Consider the following 21107-nt stretch of genomic DNA (forward strand, 5'->3'; position numbering starts at 1 on the left):
GCCCCGCACCGGAGTTCCGGTGCGGGGCCGTCCCCGTCACGTACGAGAGGGAGCTCAGCCCTCGCTGACGCCCAGCTTCTCCAGGATCAGGTCCTTGACCCTCGCCGCGTCGGCCTGACCGCGGGTCGCCTTCATGACCGCGCCGACCAGGGCGCCGACCGCCGCGACCTTGCCGCCGCGGATCTTGTCGGCGATGGCCGCGTTGCCCGCGATGGCCTCCTCGACGGCCGTGCCGAGGGCGCCGTCGTCGGAGACGACCTTCAGACCGCGCTTCTCGACGACCGCGTCCGGGGAGCCCTCGCCGGCGAGAACGCCCTCGATGACCTGACGGGCCAGCTTGTCGTTGAGGTCACCGGAGGTGACCAGGGCCGAGACCCGGGCCACGTCGGCCGGGGTGATGGCCAGCTCCTCCAGCGAGACGCCCTGCTCGTTGGCGTTGCGGGCGAGCTCGCCCATCCACCACTTGCGCGCCGAAGCCGCGTCCGCGCCCGCCTCGATCGTCGCGACGATCGGGTCGACCGCGCCGGCGTTGAGGATGGACTGCATGTCCAGCTCGGACACGCCCCACTCCTCGCGCAGCCGGGTACGGCGCAGCCGAGGCAGCTCGGGAAGGCCCCTGCGGAGCTCCTCGACCCACTCGCGGGCCGGGGCGACGGGGACGAGGTCGGGCTCCGGGAAGTACCGGTAGTCCTCGGCGTTGTCCTTGATGCGGCCCGCGGTGGTGGAGCCGTCGTCCTCGTGGAAGTGACGGGTCTCCTGCACGATCGTGCCACCGGAGGTGAGCACGGCCGCGTGGCGCTGGATCTCGAAGCGCGCCGCGCGCTCCACCGAGCGGAGCGAGTTGACGTTCTTCGTCTCCGAGCGGGTGCCGAAGGTCTTGGTGCCGTGCGGGCGCAGCGACAGGTTCACGTCGCAGCGCATCTGGCCCTTGTCCATGCGGGCGTCGGAGACACCCAGGGCGCGGATCAGCTCGCGCAGCTCGGCGACGTACGCCTTGGCGACCTCGGGGGCCCGCTCGCCCGCGCCCTCGATCGGCTTGGTGACGATCTCGATGAGCGGGATGCCGGCCCGGTTGTAGTCGAGCAGCGAGTGCGAGGCGCCGTGGATGCGGCCGGTCGCGCCACCGATGTGGGTGGACTTGCCGGTGTCCTCCTCCATGTGGGCGCGCTCGATCTCGACGCGGAAGACCTCGCCGTCCTCCAGCTGGACGTCCAGATAGCCGTTGAAGGCGATCGGCTCGTCGTACTGGGAGGTCTGGAAGTTCTTCGGCATGTCCGGATAGAAGTAGTTCTTCCGGGCGAAGCGGCACCACTCGGCGATCTCGCAGTGCAGCGCGAGACCGATCTTGATGGCGGACTCGACGCCGATCGCGTTGACGACCGGGAGCGAGCCGGGCAGGCCGAGACAGGTGGGGCACGTCTGCGAGTTGGCGTCCGCGCCCAGCTCGGTCGAGCAGCCGCAGAACATCTTCGTCTTGGTACCCAGCTCGACATGGACCTCAAGGCCCATGACGGGGTCGTACGCGGCGAGCGCCGCTTCGTACGACAGCAGTTCAGTGACAGTCACGGTGAGACTTTCCCTCTCAGCCCAGCAGGACGTCTTCGTCGCCCAGGCGCTTCAGCTCCCGGTAGAGGATCGCCAGGCCGGTCACGATGGCGGCGGCGGACACGGCGGCGTCGATCAGCCGCAGGGTGTCGCCGTCGCTGCGGGCCAGCTTGGCCTGCTTGGCGACACTGATGGCACCGAACGCGGTGCTGGCCAGCGACACGTACACGCCGGTCTTCGACTTCTTGAAGTTCTTGGCCTTCTTTGCCATGGCACTCACAGCGACGGAGCCTCCTCAAGCAGCGGGTGCCCCCACTTTTCCACGAAGGCCGCCTCGACGGCGGCGCCGACCTTGTAGAGCCGGTCGTCCTTCATGGCGGGGGCGATGATCTGCAGACCGACCGGGAGGCCGTCCTCGGGCGCGAGGCCGCAGGGCAGCGACATGGCGGCGTTGCCGGCCAGGTTGGTCGGGATCGTGCACAGGTCCGCGAGGTACATGGCCATCGGGTCGTCGGCGCGCTCGCCGATCGGGAAGGCGGTGGTGGGAGTCGTCGGGGAGACGATCACGTCCACCTGCTCGAAGGCCTGCTCGAACTCGCGGGTGATGAGCGTACGGACCTTCTGCGCCGAGCCGTAGTAGGCGTCGTAGTAGCCGGAACTCAGCGCGTACGTACCGAGGATGATGCGGCGCTTGACCTCGTCGCCGAAGCCGGCCTCACGGGTGAGGGCGGTGACGTCCTCGGCCGACCGGGTGCCGTCGTCGCCGACGCGCAAGCCGTAGCGCATGGCGTCGAAGCGGGCCAGGTTGGAGGAGCACTCGGACGGCGCGATCAGGTAGTACGCCGAGAGGGCGAGGTCGAAGGTCGGGCAGTCCAGCTCGACGATCTCGGCGCCCAGCGACTTCAGCAGCTCCACGGACTCGTCGAAGCGCTGCACCACACCGGCCTGGTAGCCCTCGCCGCGGAACTGCTTGACGACGCCGACGCGCATGCCGGCGACCGAGCCGTTGCGCGCGGCCTCGACGACCGGCGGGACCGGGGCGTCGATGGAGGTCGAGTCGAGCGGGTCGTGCCCGGCGATCGCCTCGTGCAGGAGGGCCGCGTCCAGGACCGTACGGGCGCAGGGGCCGCCCTGGTCGAGGGAGGACGAGAACGCCACCATGCCGTAGCGGGAGACCCCGCCGTAGGTCGGCTTGACGCCCACGGTTCCGGTGACGGCGGCGGGCTGGCGGATGGAACCGCCGGTGTCCGTGCCGATGGCGAGGGGGGCCTCGTACGCGGCGAGGGCGGCGGACGAGCCACCGCCGGAGCCGCCGGGGATCCGGGTCAGGTCCCAGGGGTTGCCGGTCGGACCGTAGGCGCTGTTCTCCGTCGAGGAGCCCATCGCGAACTCGTCCATGTTGGTCTTGCCGAGGATGACGACGTCGGCGGCCTTGAGGTTCTTGACCAGGGTCGCGTCGTACGGCGGGATCCAGCCCTCGAGGATCTTCGAGCCCACGGTCGTCGGCATGCCGGCGGTGGTGAAGATGTCCTTGAGCGCGAGCGGCACACCGGCGAGCGGGCCGAGCTTCTCGCCCCGGGCGCGCTTCTCGTCGACGGCGCGGGCCTGGGCGAGCGCGCCCTCGCGGTCGACGTGGAGGAAGGCGTGGACCTTCTCGTCGACGGCCTCGATGCGGGCGAGGTGGGCCTCGGTGACCTCGACGGCGGTCAGTTCGCCGGCGGCGATCCTCCCGGCGATCTCGGCCGCGGTGAGCTTGATGATGTTGTCCGTCATGACTGTTAGTCCTCCCCCAGGATCTGCGGCACCTTGAAACGCTGCTGCTCCTGGGCCGGGGCGCCGGAGAGCGCCTGCTCGGGGGTGAGCGACGGACGGACCTCGTCCGCGCGCATGACATTGGTCAGCGGCAGCGGGTGGGAGGTCGGCGGTACGTCTTGGTCGGCGACCTCGGAGACGCGGGCGACCGCGCCGATGATGTCGTCGAGCTGGCCGGCGAAGTGATCGAGTTCTTCGCCCTTCAGCTCCAGACGCGCCAGCCGTGCGAGGTGGGCGACCTCCTCGCGCGTGATGCCAGGCATGCGGATCCTCACGGGGTGAGCTTGATGGTGTGGCCCCATCCTATGGGGCCGGTGCGCCTGCCCGTGAAACGGTTTGCCCGGCGTCCCGGTGGCGGGTGGACACGGGCTACGGGACGACCTGCCCGGAGGTCTGGTCGACGTCCAGTTCGGCCGCGAGGTCGGCGGGGCGGCGCCAGCCGTGCTCGCCGCGGGCCAGGAGCCAGGCGGTCGCCTCCCCCGGCGGCATCGCGGCCGCCACCAGCCAGCCCTGGACGGCGTCGCAGCCCAGGTCGCGCAGGCGCTCCCAGGTCTCGTCGTCCTCGACGCCCTCGGCCACGACGAGGAGGCCGAGGGAGTGGGCGAGGTCGACCGTGCAGCGGACGATCTCGGCGTCCTCGGTGTCGACGGCGAGCCGGGCGACGAAGGAGCGGTCGATCTTCAGCTCGCTGACGGGGAGTCGGCGGAGATGGACGAGGGAGGAGTAGCCGGTGCCGAAGTCGTCGAGGGACATCTTGACGCCGTGGCCGGTGAGGCCGTTGAGCGTGTCGGCGGCCCGCTGGGGGTCTTCGAGGAGCACGTGCTCCGTTATCTCCAGTTGGAGCGCGCCGGCCGGGACGCCGTGGCGGGCCAGCCGGGCGGCGACGGCGCCGGCGAAGCCGGGGGTGTGCACGTCGCGCGGCGAGACGTTGACGGCGACCGGGACGTCGAGGCCCTGGGCGCGCCAGCGGGCGACCTGGGCGAGGGCGGTCTCCAGGACGTACTCGGTGAGGTGCGGCATCAGGCCGGAGGACTCGGCGATGGCGATGAACTCGTCCGGCGGGACCTTTCCGCGCTCGGGGTGCACCCAGCGGACGAGGGCTTCGAGGCCGGCGACCTGGCCGTCGAAGCGGACCTTGGGCTGGTAGTGGAGCTCGACGTCGCCGGCGTCGAGGGCGCGGCGCAGGTCGCCGAGGAGTCCGAGCCGGTCGGGCGTGTTCGAGTCGCGCTTGGACTCGTAGACCTCGACGCCGGTGCGGTCCCGCTTGGCCTGGTACATGGCGACGTCGGCGCGGCGCAGCAGGCCTTCGGCGTCGAGGGCGTGGTCGGGGAAGACGGCGACGCCGGCGCTCGCCTCCAGGACGAGGGTGAGTCCGTCGAGGTCGAGCGGCGAGGAGAGCTCGGCGACGAGGTGGCGGGCGACCCGCTGGGCGCTGGTGGTGGAGTCGGCGATGGGCAGCAGGACGGCGAACTCGTCGCCGCCGAGCCGGGCGGCCTCGGCACCGCGGGGCAGGGCGAGGCGGAGCCGGTCGGCGATCTGGAGGAGCAGCCGGTCGCCCGCGAGGTGACCCAGGGTGTCGTTGACCGACCGGAAACGGTCGAGGTCGATCAGGACGAGGGCGGCGCGGGCCCCCTCGCCCTCGGCCTCCTCCAGGGCGGTCCAGGCCCGCTCCAGGAGCCACTGGCGGTTGGGGAGCCCGGTCAGCGGGTCGCGCAGCTGCTCCTCGGCGCGGGCGCGGGCGATCCAGAGGGTGGAGTCGAGGGCGATGAGGGGCACGGCGAAGAGCGGCAGCAGGACCGGCCTGGTGGCGGCGACCACGCAGATCAGCGGGGCGATGCCGAGCAGGGCGACGGCGACGAGACCCTGCCGGAGGAGGGCGGTGCGGGCGATGGTGGGCAGGCCGCCGCTCTGGGGGGCGAGCGTGTACCACAGGAGGACGCGGGTCACCACGAGATAGGTGGTCGCGGCGAGCACGACTTCCGGGAGGTCCCCGATGGTCCAGTCGAGGGGCTGCCAGGGCCGATCGACGCTGGGTACCTCTCCGAAGAGGGCGAGGACGAGGGCGGCGGCGGCGACTCCGAGGACGTCGGCGGCACCGTGCAGCAGGCCCTGTCGCCAGCGGTGCCGGCGGGCGGCGCCGACGAAGGCGACGACCGTCAGGGAGACGAGACCGGCGGGCACCCAGCCGTACAGGAGGAGGACGGCGAGGGTGAGGGCGGCGCCGGATCCGGTGCCGCCCCACCAGCGGTCGCGGCCGAGGGCGACCAGGTGGCCGACGATGAGGCCGGTGAGGACGGCGAGGGACCAGCCGGCCACACCGCCGGGGAAGAGCACGTGCCCGGCGCTCAGGGCCTGCTGGAGCCCGACGACGAGCACGACGGCGGCGATGCCCACCACGGCTGCGGGCAGCCGGGAGGGAAGGCCCTGCGGGACCGCACGGCCGTGTGGCCGTGGGACCGGGGCGGCGCTCTCGGTCGGTTCCATTCCCGTCCCTCTCACAGGCGGCGGTGCCGTCGGGGTGCGACGGCCGCGGTCGCGCGGCCGCCGGTGGTCCGGCCGTCCGTCGCACGGCCGCCGTCGGGCGGCGTGTCTCGTGTCGACGGGGCCGTGGTCCTGGCGCCACGACCGGCAGAGCCCTCGCGCGGCCGTGCACGACGAGACGCACGGTCACCACACTAGGCCGCCGAGGGCTTCGACGGGCAGCGCTCTCCTTGTCTTGCCCGAATGCGACCCGGCCACCCGTAACGATCTGGTATGCGCCGAACGGGTGAGCTTCGTCGGGGACGGCGGGGGGTCACGGGGCGGCGGGGACCGCGGCCTCCCGAGCGGCGTCGGGCCCTTGTTCGAGCAGGACGGAGAAGCCGTCCTCGTCCAGAACCGGAACTTTCAGCTGCATCGCCTTGTCGTACTTCGAACCCGGGTTCTCACCCACCACCACAAAGGCGGTCTTCTTCGAAACGGAACCGGTCACCTTCGCTCCGAGCCGCTGCAGGGACTCTTTTGCGCCATCTCGGGTGAACTTCTCGAGGGTGCCGGTCACCACGACCGTCAGCCCCTCCAGCGGACGCGGCCCCTCGTCCTCTCCCGCGCCCTCGTCCTCGAGACGGACCCCGGCCGCGCGCCACTTGCGCACGATCTCCCGGTGCCACTCCTCGGAGAACCACTGCTTCACTGCGGCCGCGATGATCCCGCCGACCCCGTCGACGGCCGCCAGCTCCTCCTCGCTCGCCTGCTCGATCCGCTCCAGGGAACGGAACTCCCGGGCCAGCGCCTCGGCGGCGACCGGCCCCACGTGCCGGATCGAGAGCCCGTTGATGAACCGGGCCAACGGCCGCTCCTTCGCCGCCGCGATGTTCTCCAGCATCGCCAGCGCGTTCTTCTTCGGCTCGCCCTTCTGGTTGGCGAAGACCGTGACGATCTTCTCCTCGCCGGTCTTCGGGTCCCGCTTGGGCAGCCCGCTGCTCGGGTCGAGGACGTACGCCTTGATCGGAAGCAGCCGCTCGATGGTGAGGTCGAAGAGGTCGCCCTCGTCCCCGAGGGGCGGCTCGGCCGGCTCCAGGGGGCGGGTCAGCGCCGCAGCGGCCACCATGCCGAAGTTCTCGATGTCCAGGCACTGGCGCCCGGCGAGGAAGAAGAGCCGCTCGCGCAGCTGGGCCGGGCACGTCCTGGCGTTCGGGCAGCGGAGGTCGATGTCGCCCTCCTTCATCGGCTTCAGCGACGTCCCGCACTCCGGGCACTCGGCGGGCATCACGAACTCCCGCTCGCTGCCGTCCCGCAGGTCGGCGACCGGCCCGAGGATCTCCGGGATGACGTCGCCGGCCTTGCGCAGCACGACCGTGTCGCCGATCAGGACGCCCTTGGCCTTCACCACCTCCTGGTTGTGGAGGGTGGCGAACTCGACCTCGGAGCCGGCCACGGTCACCGGTTCCACCTGCGCGTACGGTGTGACGCGGCCGGTCCTGCCGACGCCGACCTTGATGTCGAGCAGCTTGGTGTTGACCTCCTCCGGCGCGTACTTCCAGGCGATGGCCCAGCGGGGGGCGCGCGCGGTGGAGCCGAGCCGGCCCTGGAGCGGGATCTCGTCGAGCTTGACGACGACCCCGTCGATCTCGTGCTCCACGGAGTGGCGGTTCGCCCCGAAGTACGCGATGAACTCCCGCACCTCGTCGAGCGAGCCGACCACCTTGTTGTGCCGGGCGGTGGGCAGGCCCCACTCGCGCAGCAGCTCGTAGGTCTCCGAGAGGCGGGAGATGTCGAAGCCCTCGCGGGCACCGATGCCGTGCACGACCATGTGCAGCGGACGGGAGGCGGTGACCTTGGGGTCCTTCTGGCGGAGCGAACCCGCCGCCGCGTTCCGCGGGTTGGCGAAGGGCTTGTCTCCGGCTTCCACCAGACGGGCGTTGAGCCCCTCGAAGGCCTCCATCGGGAAGTAGACCTCACCGCGGATCTCCACCAGGTCCGGGACGCGGTCCCCGTGCAGCCGGTCCGGGATGTCGGCGATCGTCCGGACGTTGGGCGTGATGTCCTCGCCGGCGCGGCCGTCGCCGCGCGTGGCGGCCCGGGTCAGCCGCCCGTGCTCGTACGTGAGGTTCACCGCCAGGCCGTCGACCTTCGGCTCGCACAGGTAGTGGAAGTCGGGGGTGCCGACGTCCCGCGCGATCCGCTCGGCCCAGGCCGCCAGCTCCTGGTCGTCGAAGGCGTTGTCCAGGGAGAGCATCCGCTCGCGGTGCTCGACGGAGGTGAACTCGGTCTCGTACTGTCCCGCGACCTTCTGGGTCGGCGAGTCGGGTGTCCGCAGCTCCGGGTACTCCTCCTCCAGCGCCTCCAGGGCGCGCAGGAGCCGGTCGAAGTCGCCGTCGCTGATGACAGGCTGGTCCTTCACGTAGTACCGGAAGCGGTGCTCCTCGACCTGCTCGGCCAGGTCGGCGTGCTTCTCCCGTGCCTCGGCGGGCAGGGCCCCCTGTTCGACTGCCACCTTCGTCCGTCCTCCCGTGCCTCGAAACCCGGTCACTCTGGGTTGTCCGCCAGCGATCTCGCCGCCCGGACGCAGTGGGCGAGCGCCGCACGGGCGTAGTCGGGCGAAGAGCCCGCGAGCCCGCACGTGGGAGTGACGACCACGGACTCCGCGAGAGTCCCCGGATTCAGCCCCAGCCTGCGCCACAGCGTCCTGACACCCATGACGCTACCGCCCGGGTCTGACAACGGGCCGTCGGTGGACGCCACCACACCGGCGAAGAGCTTGGTGCCGGCTTCGACGGCCTCACCGATCGTCTCCTCGTCACGCTCGGTGAGCAGACCGAAGTCGAACGAGACGCCGGCGGCTCCGGCTCGCCGCAGCAGCGCGAAGGGCACGTCCGGGGCGCAGGAGTGCACGACCACCGGCCCGTCGTGGACCCCCATCACCTCCCGCAGGGCGCTCTCCACGACCTGCCGGTCGACGGCGCGGTAGGTGCGGTAGCCGCTGGCGGTACGGACGTGCCCGCGCAGGACCGCGGTGAGCGAGGGCTCGTCGAGCTGGAGGACGATCCTGGCCCCCGGGATCCGCTTGCGCAGCTCCGCGAGGTGCCCGTGGAGGCCCTCGGCGAGCGAACCGACCAGGTCGCGGCAGGCACCCGCGTCCCCGAGCGCGGCTTCGCCACCGTGCAGCTCCAGGGCTCCGGCCAGCGTCCACGGGCCGACGGCCTGCACCTTGAGCGGTCCCTCGTACCCCTGGGTGAACTCCTCGAGGGCGTCCAGGTCCTCGCCGAGCCAGGAGCGGGCCCGCCGGGTGTCCCGGCCGGGCCGGTCGCTGATCCGCCAGCCGCTCGGCTCCACGTGCGCGTACAGGTCGACCAGCATCCCGATCGTCCGGCCGATCATGTCGGCGCCGGGGCCGCGGGCCGGCAGCTCGGCCAGGAACGGGAAGTCCTCGAAGGACCCGGTGGCGGTCCTGGCGGCCTCGCGGGCGTCGCCGCCCGGCAGGGAACCGACGCCGGTGGCGGGTCCCCAGAGCGTGATGTCGTTCGTGTCGCCCATGGTCAGCGCCCCGGCCTGACGGTGAGGTCGTTGATCTCCGCGTCGCGCGGCAGGTCGATCGCGGTGAGGATCGCCGTCGCGACCGACTCGGGGTCGATCCACCGGGAGGGGTCGTACTCCTTGCCCTCCTGGGCGTGGACCTTCGCCTGCATGGGGCTCGCGGTGCGGCCCGGATAGACGGACGTCACCCGCACCCCGTGGGCGTGCTCCTCGTGCCGCAGGGAGTCGGCGAGCGCCTTCAGACCGTGCTTGGAGGCGGCGTACGCGCCCCACTGGGCGTGCGCGGCGAGCCCGGCGCCCGAGTTCACGAAGACGACGTGGCCCTGGGAGACCCGCAGTTGGGGCAGGAGGTGCCGGGTCAGTTCGGCCGGGGCGACCAGGTTGACGTTGAGCTGGTGGTGCCAGGTCTTCGGGGTGAGGTCCCCGACGGGCCCGAGGTCGACGACGCCCGCGATGTGCAGCAGGCCGTCCACCCGCTCGGGCATGCTCTGGTGCGAGAACGCCCAGGACAGCCTGTCCGGGTCCGCCAGGTCCCCGACGAGCGTCCGGGCCCCAGGGAACCGCGCGGCGAGTTCCTTGGCGCGTCCCGCGTCACGCGCGTGCAGCACGAGCTCGTCCCCGCGCGCGTGGAGGCGGCGCGCGACGGCCGCGCCGATGCCTGAACCGGCTCCGGTGATCACATGTGTAGCCATGGGAGCCATGCTCGCATCAGCGGGAGCCGATGTTCTCCTCCAGGTGGGCCAGGGCCGTCGGGCCGTCTTCCGCGAAGAGGACGAGGTCGGTGAGGGGCAGCGGGAGGAAGCCCTCGTCCTCCATGCGCTGGAACTGGGTCTTCAGGCCGTCGTAGAAGCCGGCCGTGTTGAGCAGGACCACCGGCTTGGTGTGCTTGCCGTGCTTCTTCAGTTCCAGGATCTCGGTGGCCTCGTCGAGGGTGCCGGTGCCGCCGACCATGATCACGATCGCGTCGGACTTGGCGAGGAGGAGCGCCTTGCGTGCGGCCAGGTCCCCGGTGACGACCATCTCGTCGGTGGCCGGGCGGGCCTTGTGGGCGAGGAAGTCGACGGAGACGCCGACGAGGCGGCCGCCCGCCTCCTGCACGCCGTCCGCGACGACCTTCATCAGGCCGGTGTCGGAGCCGCCCCAGACCAGGGTGTGGCCCGCCTTGCCGAGGAGGCGGGCGAACTCGCGGGCCGGGGCCGTGTACCGCTCGTCCAGGTCGGCCGCGGAGAGGAAGACGCAGATGTTCATGCGCTCCACCGTAGGCCCCCGGCCCCTGACCAGGGGCCTTTGAGATTCGTCGGGAAATCCCCCCGCCGGGCGATGAGTTCCGGTGACGGTCCGGGTCTCCTCTGCCATGGACGAGGTGGAGACCGAGATGAGCAGGGTCCGGGGACGGGTCACGTCACGGGACGGGACGCCGATCGCGTACGAGCGTTACGGGGACGGGCCGCCGCTCGTCCTGGTGAGCGGCGCCCTCGGGACGTCCGGGTCCGAGCGGCCGCTGGGCCTGCTGCTCGCCCGGCGGTTCTCGGTGCTCGCGTACGACCGGAGGGGGCGCGGCGGCAGCGGCGACACCGGGCCGTACGCCGTGGAGCGGGAGGTCGAGGACCTCGCGGCCGTGGTCGCGGAGGCCGGGGCGGGGGCCGCCCTGCACGGGACGGGCACCGGGGGCGCGCTCGCGCTCGCCGCGGTGGCGGCGGGACTGACGGTGGGGCACGTGTCGGTGTACGAGCCGCCGTACTCGGCGGAGGCCGCTCAGCGGTGGAGCCGGGTGGCGGAGCTGCTCGGCCGGGGGCGTCGCTCCGCCGCGGTCGCCCTGTTCCTCACGGACTCGGCGGGGCCGGCGGAGCTGCGGCCCGGCCTCACGGACCTGGCGCACACCCTCGCGTACGACCTCGCCGTCCTCGGCGACGGGACGGTCCCGGAGCGGCGGCTCGCCGGGGTCCACGCGCGCGTACTGGTGGTCGACGGGGGCGCGAGCCCGGCGGGGACCCGCCGTGCGGCCCGCGCCGCGACGGCGGCCCTCCCCCGCGCCCGGCACCGCACCCTGACGGGCCAGACGCCCGAGGTGGCCCCGCACGTCCTGGCTCCGGTCCTCACGGAGTTCTTCTGCGAGGACCGGGAGGCCGTGGAAGCCGCCTGACGGGGTGGGGCCTACGCGGTCGCGGGGGCGGCCGTCGTCGTGCGGCGGGTCGTCGTCGCGATCGTGGCCGAGCCCACCACGCGCGTGCCGTCGTACAGGACGATCGCCTGGCCCGGGGCCACGCCGCGGACCGGCTCCGCGAAGGTGACCGTGAGCTCGCCGTCCGCGAGGGACGCCGTCACCTCGGTCTCGCCGCCGTGGGCGCGGAGCTGGGCCGTGTAACGGCCGGGGCCCTCCGGGGCGGCGCCGCACCAGCGGGGCTTGATCGCCGTCAGGCCGGTCACGTCGAGGGCCTCCACCGGGCCGACCGTGACCGTGTTGTTCACGGGCGAGATGTCGAGGACGTAACGGGGCTTGCCGTCCGCGGCCGGGTGGCCGATCCGCAGGCCCTTGCGCTGGCCGATGGTGAAGCCGTACGCGCCCTCGTGGGTGCCGACCTTCGTACCGCCCTCGTCGACGATGTCGCCCTCCGCCTTGCCGAGGCGGGAGGCGAGGAAACCCTGGGTGTCGCCGTCGGCGATGAAGCAGATGTCGTGGCTGTCGGGCTTCTTCGCGACCGCGAGCCCGCGCCGCTCGGCCTCCGCCCGGATCTCGTCCTTGGTGGTGAGGGTGTCGCCCAGGGGGAACATCGCGTGCGCGAGCTGCTTCTCGTCCAGGACACCGAGGACGTACGACTGGTCCTTGGCCATGTCGGAGGCCCGGTGCAGCTCACGGGTGCCGTCCTCGTTCAGGACGACCGTCGCGTAGTGGCCGGTGCAGACCGCGTCGAAGCCGAGGGCGAGCGCCTTGTCGAGCAGCGCCGCGAACTTGATCTTCTCGTTGCAGCGCAGGCACGGGTTGGGCGTGCGGCCGGCCTCGTACTCCGCGACGAAGTCGTCGACGACGTCCTCGCGGAACCGCTCGGCGAGGTCCCACACGTAGAAGGGGATGCCGATGACGTCGGCGGCCCGGCGGGCGTCCCGGGAGTCCTCGATCGTGCAGCAGCCACGCGCGCCCGTGCGGAAGGACTGCGGGTTCGCGGAGAGGGCGAGGTGGACGCCGGTGACGTCGTGGCCCGCCTCGGCGGCACGGGCGGCGGCGACGGCGGAGTCCACTCCGCCCGACATGGCGGCGAGGACGCGAAGGGGGCGCGGGGGCGGGGTCTGAGTCATAGCCCTACCAGGGTACGGGGCGCCGGGAACCACGGTCACGGTAGTAAGCGTTCTCGGTGGTATGGGGAGCAAGTCGAACGGTACGGGGAGCGGGCCGGACAAGAAGGTGGGGCGGCGCGCCGTCCTGCTCGGGGGCGGGGTCGCCGTGCTGGGCACGGCCGCGCTGGCCAGGGACGAGCTGGCGCGCGCGTGGTGGCGGCTGCCGGGGATGGAGAGGAGACGGGTCGAGGGTGAGCTAGACCACCGGGCCGCCGAGTGGACGTCGGCGGCCCGGGCGAACTGGCGGCGGGCCGACCGGCCGGACGACTACCGGATCGACCGGGTCGTGATCCATGTCGTCCAGGGCAGCTACGCGACCGCGCTGAAGGTCTTCAAGAACCCGGGGCACGGGGCCGCCACGCACTACGTCGTGCGCAAGGACGGGCATGTGGCGCAGATGATCCGCGAGCTCGACGTCGGCTTCCACGCCGGGAACCGCGACATGAACGAGCGGAGCGTCGGCATCGAGCACGAGGGCTTCGTCGACCGGCCGCAGGACTTCACGGCGGCGATGTACGCGGGGTCGGCGCGGCTCACGGCCGACATCTGCGCGCGGCACGGGATACCCGTGGACCGGGAGCACATCATCGGGCACGTGGAGGTCGAGGGCACGGACCACACGGATCCCGGTCCGCACTGGGACTGGGACCGCTATCTGAAGCTGGTACGGGAGTCGTCGAAGACGGCCGCGTGAGGAGCACCCCGGGGAGACGGGGGGGCGGGCGTCTTCGCGGGGGTGGGTGCGAGAGGTTGCGCAGGGGCCCGCATCCTCGCGGCGGTCACGTGAGGCCGGCCGTCCTCGCGCGTTCGACGGCCGGGCCGATCGCGCCCGCCACCGCCGCGACGTCCTCCTTCGTGGAGGTGTGGCCGAGGGAGAAGCGCAGGGTGCCCCGGGCCAGGTCCGGGTCGGTGCCGGTGGCGAGGAGGACGTGACTCGGCTGGGCGATGCCCGCGGTGCAGGCGGATCCGGTGGAGCAGGCGATCCCGGCGGCGTCGAGCAGCAGGAGCAGGGAGTCGCCCTCGCAGCCGGGGAAGGTGAAGTGGGCGTTGGCGGGGAGCCGCTCGACGGGGTCGCCGCCGAGGAGCGCGTCGGGGACGGCCGTACGGACGGCGGTGACGAGCTCGTCGCGGAGGGCGCCGACCTCGCGGACGAACTCCTCGCGCCGCTCGGTGGCGAGCCGGGCGGCGACGGCGAACGCCGCGACGGCCGGCACGTCGAGGGTGCCGGAGCGGACGTGCCGCTCCTGGCCTCCGCCGTGCAGCACGGGTACGGGCGTGTGCTCGCGCCCCAGGAGCAAAGCGCCGATGCCGTAGGGGCCGCCGATCTTGTGGCCGGAGACGGTCATCGCGGCGAGCCCGGACGCGGCGAAGTCGACCGGGACCTGACCGAGCGCCTGGACCGCGTCGGCGTGCAGCGGCACGCCGAACTCGGCGGCGACGTCCGCGAGCTGACGGACCGGCATGACGGTGCCGATCTCGTTGTTGGCCCACATGACGGTGGCGAGGGCGACGGACTCCGGGTCCCGGGCGATGGCCTCCCGCAGGGCCTCGGGGTGCACCCGGCCGTACCGGTCGACCGGCAGGTACTCGACGTCCGCGCCCTCGTGGGCGGCGAGCCAGTCGACCGCGTCGAGCACCGCGTGGTGCTCGACGGGACTGGCCAGGACCCGGGTACGGCGGGGGTCGGCGTCGCGCCGGGACCAGTAGAGGCCCTTCACCGCGAGGTTGTCGGCCTCGGTGCCGCCGGAGGTGAAGACGACCTCGCTCGGCCGCGCGCCGAGTGCGGCGGCGAGCGTCTCGCGCCCTTCCTCGACGGTCCGCCGGGCCCGCCGTCCGGGGGCATGCAGGGAGGAGGCGTTGCCCGTGACGGCGAGCTGGGCGGTCATCGCCTCGATCGCCTCGGGCAGCATGGGCGTGGTCGCGGCGTGGTCGAGGTAAGCCATGGTGGGTCGATTCTACGAGCCCGCGCCGTCGGGCCCGGCGGGTGGCCGGTTTACGGCGCGGGACCCCGCCTCACGAGGGCGCCGGCCACAGGAAGACACCCGCCTCACGAGGGCGCCGGCCGCAGGAAGGCACCCGCCTCACGAGGGCGCCGGCCGGACGAGGGCGCGGCCCGCGGGCGGCCGCGCGGCGCGGCCTCGGGCGCGGGCGAGGGGCCGATCGCGACCGGGCCTCGCGCCGAGGCCCCGCAGGGCCGGTCCGGTCCGGTCCAAGCCTCGGTAAGGAGGTCCGGCGGGGCCCGTCCGGTCGCGGTCTTCACGACGCGGTCGCGCGGTGCCGGTCCGTGTCCTCGTCAGGTGCGGGGGCGCCGACCGTGCGGCGCGGCCTCGGGCGAGGGCTGCTCCCGTCACGGCCTCGCGCCGCTGTCCCGCGGGGCCACTCCCGTCGGGTCTCGGCGCCGCGGCCCCGCGGTGCCGGTCCGCGTCTCGTCAGGTGCGGGGCGCGCGGGCCAGTTGGCGGGACTGGGCCACCAGGCGGTCGGCGCTGTCCCAGACCTCCGCGTCCTCCTCCAGGAAACCGCCGGCGAGGTTGCGGGTGGTGATGGAGACCCGCAGGGGGCCCGGGGCCGGACGGCAGCGGACGTGGGTGGTGAGTTCGATGGTCGGGGTCCACCCCGTGAGGCCCAGCTCGAAGGAGGTCGGCGGCAGGGCGTCGACCGCGAGGAGGAGGGAGAGGGCGTCGGGCTCGCGGCCGTCGGCGAGACCGAACCAGGCGCGCATCTCGCCCCTGCCGGAGGGAGCACCGACCGCCCAGCCGACGCAGGCGGGGTCGAGGCGCAGGTCCAGCCGGTCCGCGATGGCGGAGGAGCCGGGGATCCTGGGGGCCGGGTTGTCGGCGGCGCTGAAGCAGTTCTCGATCGGCGCCATCGCCGGGGGCGTCGCCGTGGTGCGGACGTCGTCGGGGAGCGCGTCGAGGTCTCCGTACGAGGCGAGGACCCGGATCCGCTCGACCTCGGTGCCGTCCTCCGCGTACTGGAAGAGCGAGGCCTGGCCCGTGGACAGGGTCCGGCCCGTGCGGACCGTCTCCGTCCTGATCACCGCGGGGCCCGGTACGGACGGCGTCAGGTAGTGCGCCGAGATCGTGAACGGGTCGGGGTGCGGGAGGTGCTCGCCGAGAGCGCGGCCGAGCAGAGCGAGGAGGTAGCCGCCGTTGACCGCGTGGATGATCGTCCAGCCTGCGGAGAGCTCGGCGTCGTACACACCGGGCTCGCGCGGGGTCAGGGCGGTGTCGCGGTCGAACTCGCTCGTCGCGGCGGGGGACGCGAGGGTGCTCGTCTCGGTGCTCGTGCTCATGTCCCGACGGTACCGCAGCAACCTACTGAGCGGTAGCTTTTTCTGGCTCCTCGCGCGTGGACGAGCGCCGGTTCCAGGCGCGGGGCGCGCGCCAGTGGTAGCGCAGCGCGAGCAGTCGGAGCGCGAAGGCGGTGAGGATGGCGGCGCCGCTGGTGAACGGGTTGAGCATGTCGAAACGGATGCAGAGCACGACCATCACCGCCCCCACGATCGCCGGGACCGCGTACAGGTCCCGGTCCCAGCGCAGCAGCGACGGCACCTCGTTGGCGAGCACGTCACGCAGGACGCCGCCGCCGACGGCGGTCGCGAGACCGAGCGCGGCGGAGGAGGTGAGGCCGAGGCCGTAGTCGTACGCCTTCGTCGTACCGGTCACGCAGAAGAGGCCCAGGCCGGCGGCGTCGAAGACGTTGACGGCGGTCTGGGTGCGTTCGACCTGCGGGTGCAGGAAGAAGACCAGGACCGTCGCGATCAGGGGCATGAGGAAGTAGCCGAGATCGGAGAAGGCGGCGGGGGGCACGGCGCCGATGACCAGGTCGCGGAAGAGGCCGCCGCCGAGGGCGGTGACCTCGGCGAGGACGGCGATGCCGAAGACGTCGAAGTTCTTGCGGACGGCGAGGAGGGCGCCGGAGATGGCGAACACGAAGATGCCGACGAGGTCCAGCGCGTGCTGGACATCGGGACTGAACAGGTTGTGGAGCACCGACCAATTGTGCCGGTTCCCGAAGCGCGGTCGGCACGCGTGAGGCCCCGCTGCCAGGGGCGGACGGGGCCTCACGCGGACTGCGGACGACGCGGGTCACCTCTCCCGCGCGTCACACCTCTCCCGGGTCACGCCTTCGAGACGTCCCCGTCGGCGGCGCCCTTGGGCTCGACGGCGGCCACGGAGACGGCCTTGGCGTCGGCAGCGGCACCGGCATCGCCCCGGGCGTCGGCCTTAACCTCGGCCCCGGACCCGGCGTCGGCAGCGGCCTTGGCGTCGGCCCCTGCCCCTGCACCGGCCCCCGCAGGCTCGACCGCGACCTTCGCCTGCGCCGGGATCACCGCCTCGATGCCCGTCGGCGCCGTGCGCCGCACCGTCCCCGCCTCGATCTCGGCGGCGAAGTGGCAGGCCACCTTGTGGCCGTCACCCATGTCCGTGAGCTGCGGCCGGTCCGTCGCGCAGAGGGTCTCCTGCTTCCACGGGCAGCGCGTGTGGAAGCGGCAACCCGTCGGCGGGTTGGCCGGGGAGGGGAGGTCGCCCTGGAGCAGGATGCGCTCGCGGCGGTCCTCGACCTCCGGGTCCGGTACCGGTACCGCCGACATCAGCGCCTTGGTGTACGGGTGCCGCGGCCCCTCGTACAGCGCGTCGCTCGGCGCCTCCTCGACCAACGAGCCCAGGTACATGACCCCGATGACGTCCGAGATGTGACGGACGACGGCGAGGTCGTGGGCGATGACGAGGTACGTCAGGCCCAGCTGCTTCTGGAGTTCCTCGAGCAAGTTGATGACCTGCGCCTGGATCGACACGTCCAGCGCCGAGACGGGTTCGTCGCAGATGATGACATCCGGTTCGAGGACCAGCGCCCGCGCGATGCCGATGCGCTGGCGCTGACCGCCGGAGAACTCGTGCGGGTAGCGGGACAGCGCGTTGGCCGGGAGGCCGACCCGGGCGAGGATCGCCTTGATCTTCTCCCGGCGCTCCTCCTGGTTCGCGCCGATGCCGTGCGCGGCCATGCCCTCGCTGAGGATGGACTCGATGTTCTGGCGCGGGTTGAGGCTGCCCAGCGGGTCCTGGAAGACCATCTGGAGACGGCGGCGGAAGGTGCGCATCTCCTCCTCGGGCAGCTTCGCCAGATCCGTACCGTCGAAGACGACCCCGCCGTCGGTGATGTCGGTCAGGCGCAGCACGGCCCGGCCGAGCGTCGTCTTGCCGCACCCCGACTCGCCTACCAGACCGTACGTCTGACCGGCCTCGACGCTGAGCGAGATGCCGTCGACGGCGTACACGTGGCCGACCGTGCGGTTGAAGAGGAGGCCCTTCTTGACGGGGAAGTGGACCTTCACACCGTCGAGTTCGAGCAGGCTCATGCCGGGACCTCCGACTTGTCCGAGGCGGGAAGGACCGGGTTGACGCAGCGGACCTGGTGGCCCTCGGCGCGCGGTTCGGACAGTTCGGGCGTGCCGGTCAGGCACTCCATCGTGTAGTGGTCGCAGCGGGGTGCGAAGGCGCAGCCGTCGGCCCAGGCGATCTTGTCGTTGATGGATCCGCGGATGGGGCGGAGCGGCTCGCCGCGCGGGGCGTCCAGACGGGGGACGGAGCCGAGCAGACCGTGGGCGTACGGATGGGTCGGGTGCGCGAACAGCTCGCGCCGGCCCGCGGACTCCACGGCCCGGCCCGCGTACAGCACGTTGACCTGGTCGCAGATTCCGGCGACGACACCGAGGTCGTGGGTGATCATCAGCAGGGCGGTGCCCTCCTGGTCGACGAGTTCCTTGAGCAGTTCCAGGATCTGCGCCTGGATGGTCACGTCGAGCGCCGTGGTGGGCTCGTCGGCGATGAGCAGCCGGGGCGCGCACGCCACGGCCATCGCGATGAGCGCGCGCTGGCGCATGCCGCCGGACAGCTGGTGCGGGTACTCCTTGAGGCGCCGGTCGGGGTCGGGGATGCCGACCCGTTCGAGGAGGTGGGCGGCCTCCTTGCGGGCGGGCTCGCCCTTCAGGCCCCGGTGGCGCTTGAGGATCTCCGTGACCTGGATGCCGATCGGGACGACCGGGTTCAGCGAGGAGAGCGGGTCCTGGAAGATCATGGCGAGCTGGCTGCCGCGCATGTCCCGCATCTTCTTGTCGCTGAGGGTCAGCAGGTCGACCCCGTCGAACGCGGCGCGCCCGCCGACGGTGACGCCCTTGTCGGGGAGCAGGCCCATGAGGGCGAGCGAGGTCACGGACTTGCCGCAGCCCGACTCGCCGACGAGGCCGACGACCTGGCCCTGGTCCACGTCGAAGGAGACCCCGTCGACCGCGGTGGAGGGTTTGCGGCCGCGCCCGCCGAAGGTGACGGTGAGTTCGTCAACTGAAAGCAGTGCCATGGGACTTCAGCCTCGCAGCTTCGGGTCGAGAGCTTCGCGCATGGCCTCGCCGAGCAAGGTGAAGCCAAGAGCGGTGATGATGATCCCGACCGCCGGGTAGACGGCCATCATCGGCTCGTTGTCGAAGAACCGCTGCGCCTGGGAGAGCATGACGCCCCACTCCGGGATCGCCGGGTCCGGGTTGCCGAGGCCCAGGTAGGACAGGGCGGCGGCCTCGATGATCGCGGTGGCGAGGCTGAGCGTGGCCTGCACGATGACGGGGCTCAGCGAGTTCGGCAGGATCTGGGTGACGACGATCCGCTTCTTGCGTACGCCGAGCGCCTTCGCGGCGAGCACGTAGTCCGCACCGCCCTGGGCGAGCATCGAGCCGCGCAGCAGCCGGGCGAAGATCGGGATCTGTACGACACCGACGGCGATCATCACGGTGGTGAGGGACTGGCCCATGACCGCCGCGACGGAGACGGCGAGCAGCAGCGACGGCAGCGACAGCATGATGTCGATGAAGCGCATGACGACGGTGTCCATCCGCTGGCCCGGCTTGCCGCCGAGCGTGGCGGCGGCGCCGGAGAGCATGCCGATCAGCGCGCCGAGGACGAGACCGATGAGCATCGAGACGACGCCGACGAGGAGGGTCTGGCGGGCGCCGACGAGCATCCGGGAGAACAGGTCGCGGCCGAGGTGGTCGAGGCCGAACCAGTTCTCCCCGCGCATCCCGACGAACTGACCCTGGTTGGAGAGGACTTCACCGCGCCAGTCCTGTGCGGTGGGTGAATACGGGGCGATCCAGGGGCCGATGACCGACATCACGACGAAGAGGGCGATGACGACGGCGCCGATGACGGCCATCTTGCTCGCCTTGAGCCGTCGGAACGCCTCGCGCCACAGGCTGGCGCCGACCGTGGCCTCGTTCAGCTGGGTGAGCTGGGCCAGCCGGTCGATCTTGTCTGTTTTGGTGCTCACGTCAGTGCACCCGCACTCTCGGGTCAATGAGGCTGTACGCCAGGTCGACCAGCAGGTTGATGAGGACGTACACCACGGCGATGAACATGATGAAGCCGACGAGCACCGGATAGTCGCGGGCGTCGATGGAGGTGCGGATGAAGGAGCCGATGCCGCCGAAGGAGAAGACGGACTCGGTCAGGACCGCCCCGGAGAGCAGGCTGCCGGTCAGCAGGCCGATCGCGGTGACCACCGGAAGCAGCGCGTTGCGCAGCACGTGGCGGACACGGATCGTGTTCTTCTGCAGGCCCTTGGAGTCGGCGGTGCGGATGTAGTCCTCGCCGAGCACTTCGAGCACGCTGGCGCGGGTCATCCGGACGATGACGGCGAGTGGGATCGAGGCGAGGGTGACCGCCGGCAGGACCAGGTGCATGAACGCGTCCCAGGACGCGTCGAACTCCCCGGTGAGCAGCCCGTCGAGGATGGCGAGCCCGGTGACGCTGGTCGCGTCGAGGCCGGTCGAGAGTCGTCCGTAGCTCGGGAAGAGGCCGAGGTTGACGGCGAAGATGCCCTTGAGGATCAGGGCGAGGAAGAAGACCGGAATGCAGATGCCGACGAGCGAGCCGGAGACGGAGGCGACGTCCAGCCAGCCGCCGCGGCGCTTGGCCGCCAGGTAGCCGAGCGGGATGCCGACGGCGACGGCGATGACGATGGCGGCGATGCTCAGTTCCACGGTGGCCGGGAACCGCAGCGCGAACTCGTCCCACACCGGCTGCCCGGTCTGGGTGGAGGTGCCGAGGTCAAGCTCGAAGATGCGCTTGAGGAAGCGGCCGTACTGCACCCAGACGGGCTGGTCGAGTCCCAGCGTCCGGTTGATGCGCGCCACTTCGGCTTCGGTCGCCCGCTCGCCCAGGATCGCTGAGGCGGGTCCGCCGGGCAGTCGGTTCAGCCACAGGAAGAGGAGAACCGACAGGCCGAGCAGGGTGGGTATGAGCTGTAGCAGTCTTCGTACGACGAGTCGCAGCACCCCGCGTGCCCCTTTCTTGCGTGTGCGTGAGAACCGGGTCCGCCCGGCCCCCGGTGAGTGGCCGGGCGGACCCGGTGT

The 21107-nt window shown here is 72.2% G+C and carries 19 protein-coding genes; 2 read left to right on the plus strand and 17 right to left on the minus strand.

The genetic code is table 11. From position 1 onward, the window contains the following. Positions 1–54 precede the first annotated feature (54 nt). The 9 genes from gatB to ACFWV2_RS10690 form a co-directional block, all read right to left on the minus strand. Entirely contained in the window at positions 55–1566 is a 1512-nt protein-coding gene (gene gatB, locus ACFWV2_RS10650; protein ID WP_384404667.1) for an Asp-tRNA(Asn)/Glu-tRNA(Gln) amidotransferase subunit GatB, read from the minus strand. Between the two features lie 16 nt (positions 1567–1582). Beyond that, positions 1583–1816 (minus strand): hypothetical protein, encoded by a 234-nt coding sequence (locus tag ACFWV2_RS10655; protein ID WP_360786542.1) that lies wholly within the window; start codon positions 1814–1816, stop codon positions 1583–1585. A gap of 5 nt (positions 1817–1821) precedes the next feature. Then, positions 1822–3318, minus strand: a complete 1497-nt coding sequence (gene gatA, locus ACFWV2_RS10660) for an Asp-tRNA(Asn)/Glu-tRNA(Gln) amidotransferase subunit GatA (RefSeq protein ID WP_360786408.1) — start codon at positions 3316–3318, stop codon at positions 1822–1824. Positions 3319–3323: 5 nt separating this feature from the next. Further along, positions 3324–3620 (minus strand): Asp-tRNA(Asn)/Glu-tRNA(Gln) amidotransferase subunit GatC, encoded by a 297-nt coding sequence (gene gatC, locus ACFWV2_RS10665; RefSeq protein ID WP_015036350.1) that lies wholly within the window; start codon positions 3618–3620, stop codon positions 3324–3326. Positions 3621–3726: 106 nt separating this feature from the next. Next, complete coding sequence (locus ACFWV2_RS10670) at positions 3727–5841, minus strand: putative bifunctional diguanylate cyclase/phosphodiesterase (protein ID WP_384404668.1); 2115 nt, start codon at positions 5839–5841, stop codon at positions 3727–3729. 310 nt (positions 5842–6151) lie between these two features. Beyond that, on the minus strand, positions 6152–8332 hold the full coding sequence (gene ligA / locus ACFWV2_RS10675; protein WP_384404669.1) for an NAD-dependent DNA ligase LigA: 2181 nt from the start codon (positions 8330–8332) through the stop codon (positions 6152–6154). 32 nt (positions 8333–8364) lie between these two features. Next, positions 8365–9372, minus strand: coding sequence for a methionine synthase (locus ACFWV2_RS10680; RefSeq protein WP_384404670.1), 1008 nt, complete (start codon positions 9370–9372; stop codon positions 8365–8367). A 2-nt stretch (positions 9373–9374) separates the two neighbouring features. After that, positions 9375–10073 (minus strand): SDR family oxidoreductase, encoded by a 699-nt coding sequence (locus ACFWV2_RS10685; protein ID WP_360786400.1) that lies wholly within the window; start codon positions 10071–10073, stop codon positions 9375–9377. A gap of 7 nt (positions 10074–10080) precedes the next feature. Next, complete coding sequence (locus ACFWV2_RS10690) at positions 10081–10620, minus strand: TIGR00730 family Rossman fold protein (RefSeq protein ID WP_384404671.1); 540 nt, start codon at positions 10618–10620, stop codon at positions 10081–10083. 127 nt (positions 10621–10747) lie between these two features. Between ACFWV2_RS10690 and ACFWV2_RS10695 the strand changes: the two genes are divergently transcribed. After that, positions 10748–11515 carry an alpha/beta fold hydrolase gene (locus ACFWV2_RS10695; RefSeq protein ID WP_384404672.1) on the plus strand — a complete coding sequence of 256 codons (768 nt, stop codon included), beginning with the start codon at positions 10748–10750 and terminating at the stop codon, positions 11513–11515. 11 nt (positions 11516–11526) lie between these two features. Here ACFWV2_RS10695 and mnmA read toward each other — a convergent pair whose 3' ends face one another. Further along, positions 11527–12666 carry a tRNA 2-thiouridine(34) synthase MnmA gene (gene mnmA / locus ACFWV2_RS10700; RefSeq protein WP_384404673.1) on the minus strand — a complete coding sequence of 380 codons (1140 nt, stop codon included), beginning with the start codon at positions 12664–12666 and terminating at the stop codon, positions 11527–11529. Positions 12667–12727: 61 nt separating this feature from the next. Between mnmA and ACFWV2_RS10705 the strand changes: the two genes are divergently transcribed. Further along, positions 12728–13399, plus strand: a complete 672-nt coding sequence (locus ACFWV2_RS10705) for an N-acetylmuramoyl-L-alanine amidase (RefSeq protein WP_384404674.1) — start codon at positions 12728–12730, stop codon at positions 13397–13399. Positions 13400–13484: 85 nt separating this feature from the next. On the opposite strand, the gene ACFWV2_RS10710 is transcribed toward ACFWV2_RS10705, so the two are convergent. The 7 genes from ACFWV2_RS10710 to ACFWV2_RS10740 all read right to left on the minus strand — a co-directional run bounded on the left by ACFWV2_RS10710 (position 13485) and on the right by ACFWV2_RS10740 (position 21029). Continuing rightward, positions 13485–14648, minus strand: a complete 1164-nt coding sequence (locus ACFWV2_RS10710; protein ID WP_384404675.1) for a cysteine desulfurase family protein — start codon at positions 14646–14648, stop codon at positions 13485–13487. A gap of 486 nt (positions 14649–15134) precedes the next feature. After that, positions 15135–15998 carry a thioesterase family protein gene (locus ACFWV2_RS10715; protein ID WP_384404676.1) on the minus strand — a complete coding sequence of 288 codons (864 nt, stop codon included), beginning with the start codon at positions 15996–15998 and terminating at the stop codon, positions 15135–15137. Positions 15999–16020: 22 nt separating this feature from the next. Beyond that, entirely contained in the window at positions 16021–16698 is a 678-nt protein-coding gene (locus ACFWV2_RS10720) for a trimeric intracellular cation channel family protein (RefSeq protein ID WP_384404677.1), read from the minus strand. Positions 16699–16826: 128 nt separating this feature from the next. Next, positions 16827–18065, minus strand: coding sequence for an ABC transporter ATP-binding protein (locus ACFWV2_RS10725; RefSeq protein WP_384404678.1), 1239 nt, complete (start codon positions 18063–18065; stop codon positions 16827–16829). Beyond that, entirely contained in the window at positions 18062–19063 is a 1002-nt protein-coding gene (locus ACFWV2_RS10730; protein ID WP_384404679.1) for an ABC transporter ATP-binding protein, read from the minus strand. Before ACFWV2_RS10730 ends, ACFWV2_RS10725 begins: the two co-directional genes overlap by 4 nt. A gap of 6 nt (positions 19064–19069) precedes the next feature. Further along, positions 19070–20023: an ABC transporter permease gene (locus tag ACFWV2_RS10735; protein WP_384404680.1), complete on the minus strand. Its 954-nt coding sequence runs from the start codon at positions 20021–20023 to the stop codon at positions 19070–19072. 1 nt (position 20024) lies between these two features. Continuing rightward, entirely contained in the window at positions 20025–21029 is a 1005-nt protein-coding gene (locus ACFWV2_RS10740) for an ABC transporter permease (protein WP_384404681.1), read from the minus strand. Positions 21030–21107: the final 78 nt, after the last annotated feature.

This window comes from Streptomyces sp. NPDC058671 (assembly GCF_042716475.1).
Lineage (GTDB): Bacteria > Actinomycetota > Actinomycetes > Streptomycetales > Streptomycetaceae > Streptomyces.

Excerpts from the sequence above, each read along its gene's own strand:
- ACFWV2_RS10655 (WP_360786542.1), bottom strand. The coding sequence starts at position 1,816 with ATGGCAAAGAAGGCCAAGAACTTCAAGAAGTCGAAGACCGGCGTGTAC.
- gatA (WP_360786408.1), bottom strand. The coding sequence starts at position 3,318 with ATGACGGACAACATCATCAAGCTCACCGCGGCCGAGATCGCCGGGAGG.
- gatC (WP_015036350.1), bottom strand. The coding sequence starts at position 3,620 with ATGCCTGGCATCACGCGCGAGGAGGTCGCCCACCTCGCACGGCTGGCG.
- ACFWV2_RS10670 (WP_384404668.1), bottom strand. The coding sequence starts at position 5,841 with ATGGAACCGACCGAGAGCGCCGCCCCGGTCCCACGGCCACACGGCCGT.
- ACFWV2_RS10680 (WP_384404670.1), bottom strand. The coding sequence starts at position 9,372 with ATGGGCGACACGAACGACATCACGCTCTGGGGACCCGCCACCGGCGTC.
- ACFWV2_RS10685 (WP_360786400.1), bottom strand. The coding sequence starts at position 10,073 with ATGGCTCCCATGGCTACACATGTGATCACCGGAGCCGGTTCAGGCATC.
- ACFWV2_RS10690 (WP_384404671.1), bottom strand. The coding sequence starts at position 10,620 with ATGAACATCTGCGTCTTCCTCTCCGCGGCCGACCTGGACGAGCGGTAC.
- ACFWV2_RS10695 (WP_384404672.1), top strand. The coding sequence starts at position 10,748 with ATGAGCAGGGTCCGGGGACGGGTCACGTCACGGGACGGGACGCCGATC.
- mnmA (WP_384404673.1), bottom strand. The coding sequence starts at position 12,666 with ATGACTCAGACCCCGCCCCCGCGCCCCCTTCGCGTCCTCGCCGCCATG.
- ACFWV2_RS10705 (WP_384404674.1), top strand. The coding sequence starts at position 12,728 with ATGGGGAGCAAGTCGAACGGTACGGGGAGCGGGCCGGACAAGAAGGTG.
- ACFWV2_RS10710 (WP_384404675.1), bottom strand. The coding sequence starts at position 14,648 with ATGGCTTACCTCGACCACGCCGCGACCACGCCCATGCTGCCCGAGGCG.
- ACFWV2_RS10715 (WP_384404676.1), bottom strand. The coding sequence starts at position 15,998 with ATGAGCACGAGCACCGAGACGAGCACCCTCGCGTCCCCCGCCGCGACG.
- ACFWV2_RS10725 (WP_384404678.1), bottom strand. The coding sequence starts at position 18,065 with ATGAGCCTGCTCGAACTCGACGGTGTGAAGGTCCACTTCCCCGTCAAG.
- ACFWV2_RS10730 (WP_384404679.1), bottom strand. The coding sequence starts at position 19,063 with ATGGCACTGCTTTCAGTTGACGAACTCACCGTCACCTTCGGCGGGCGC.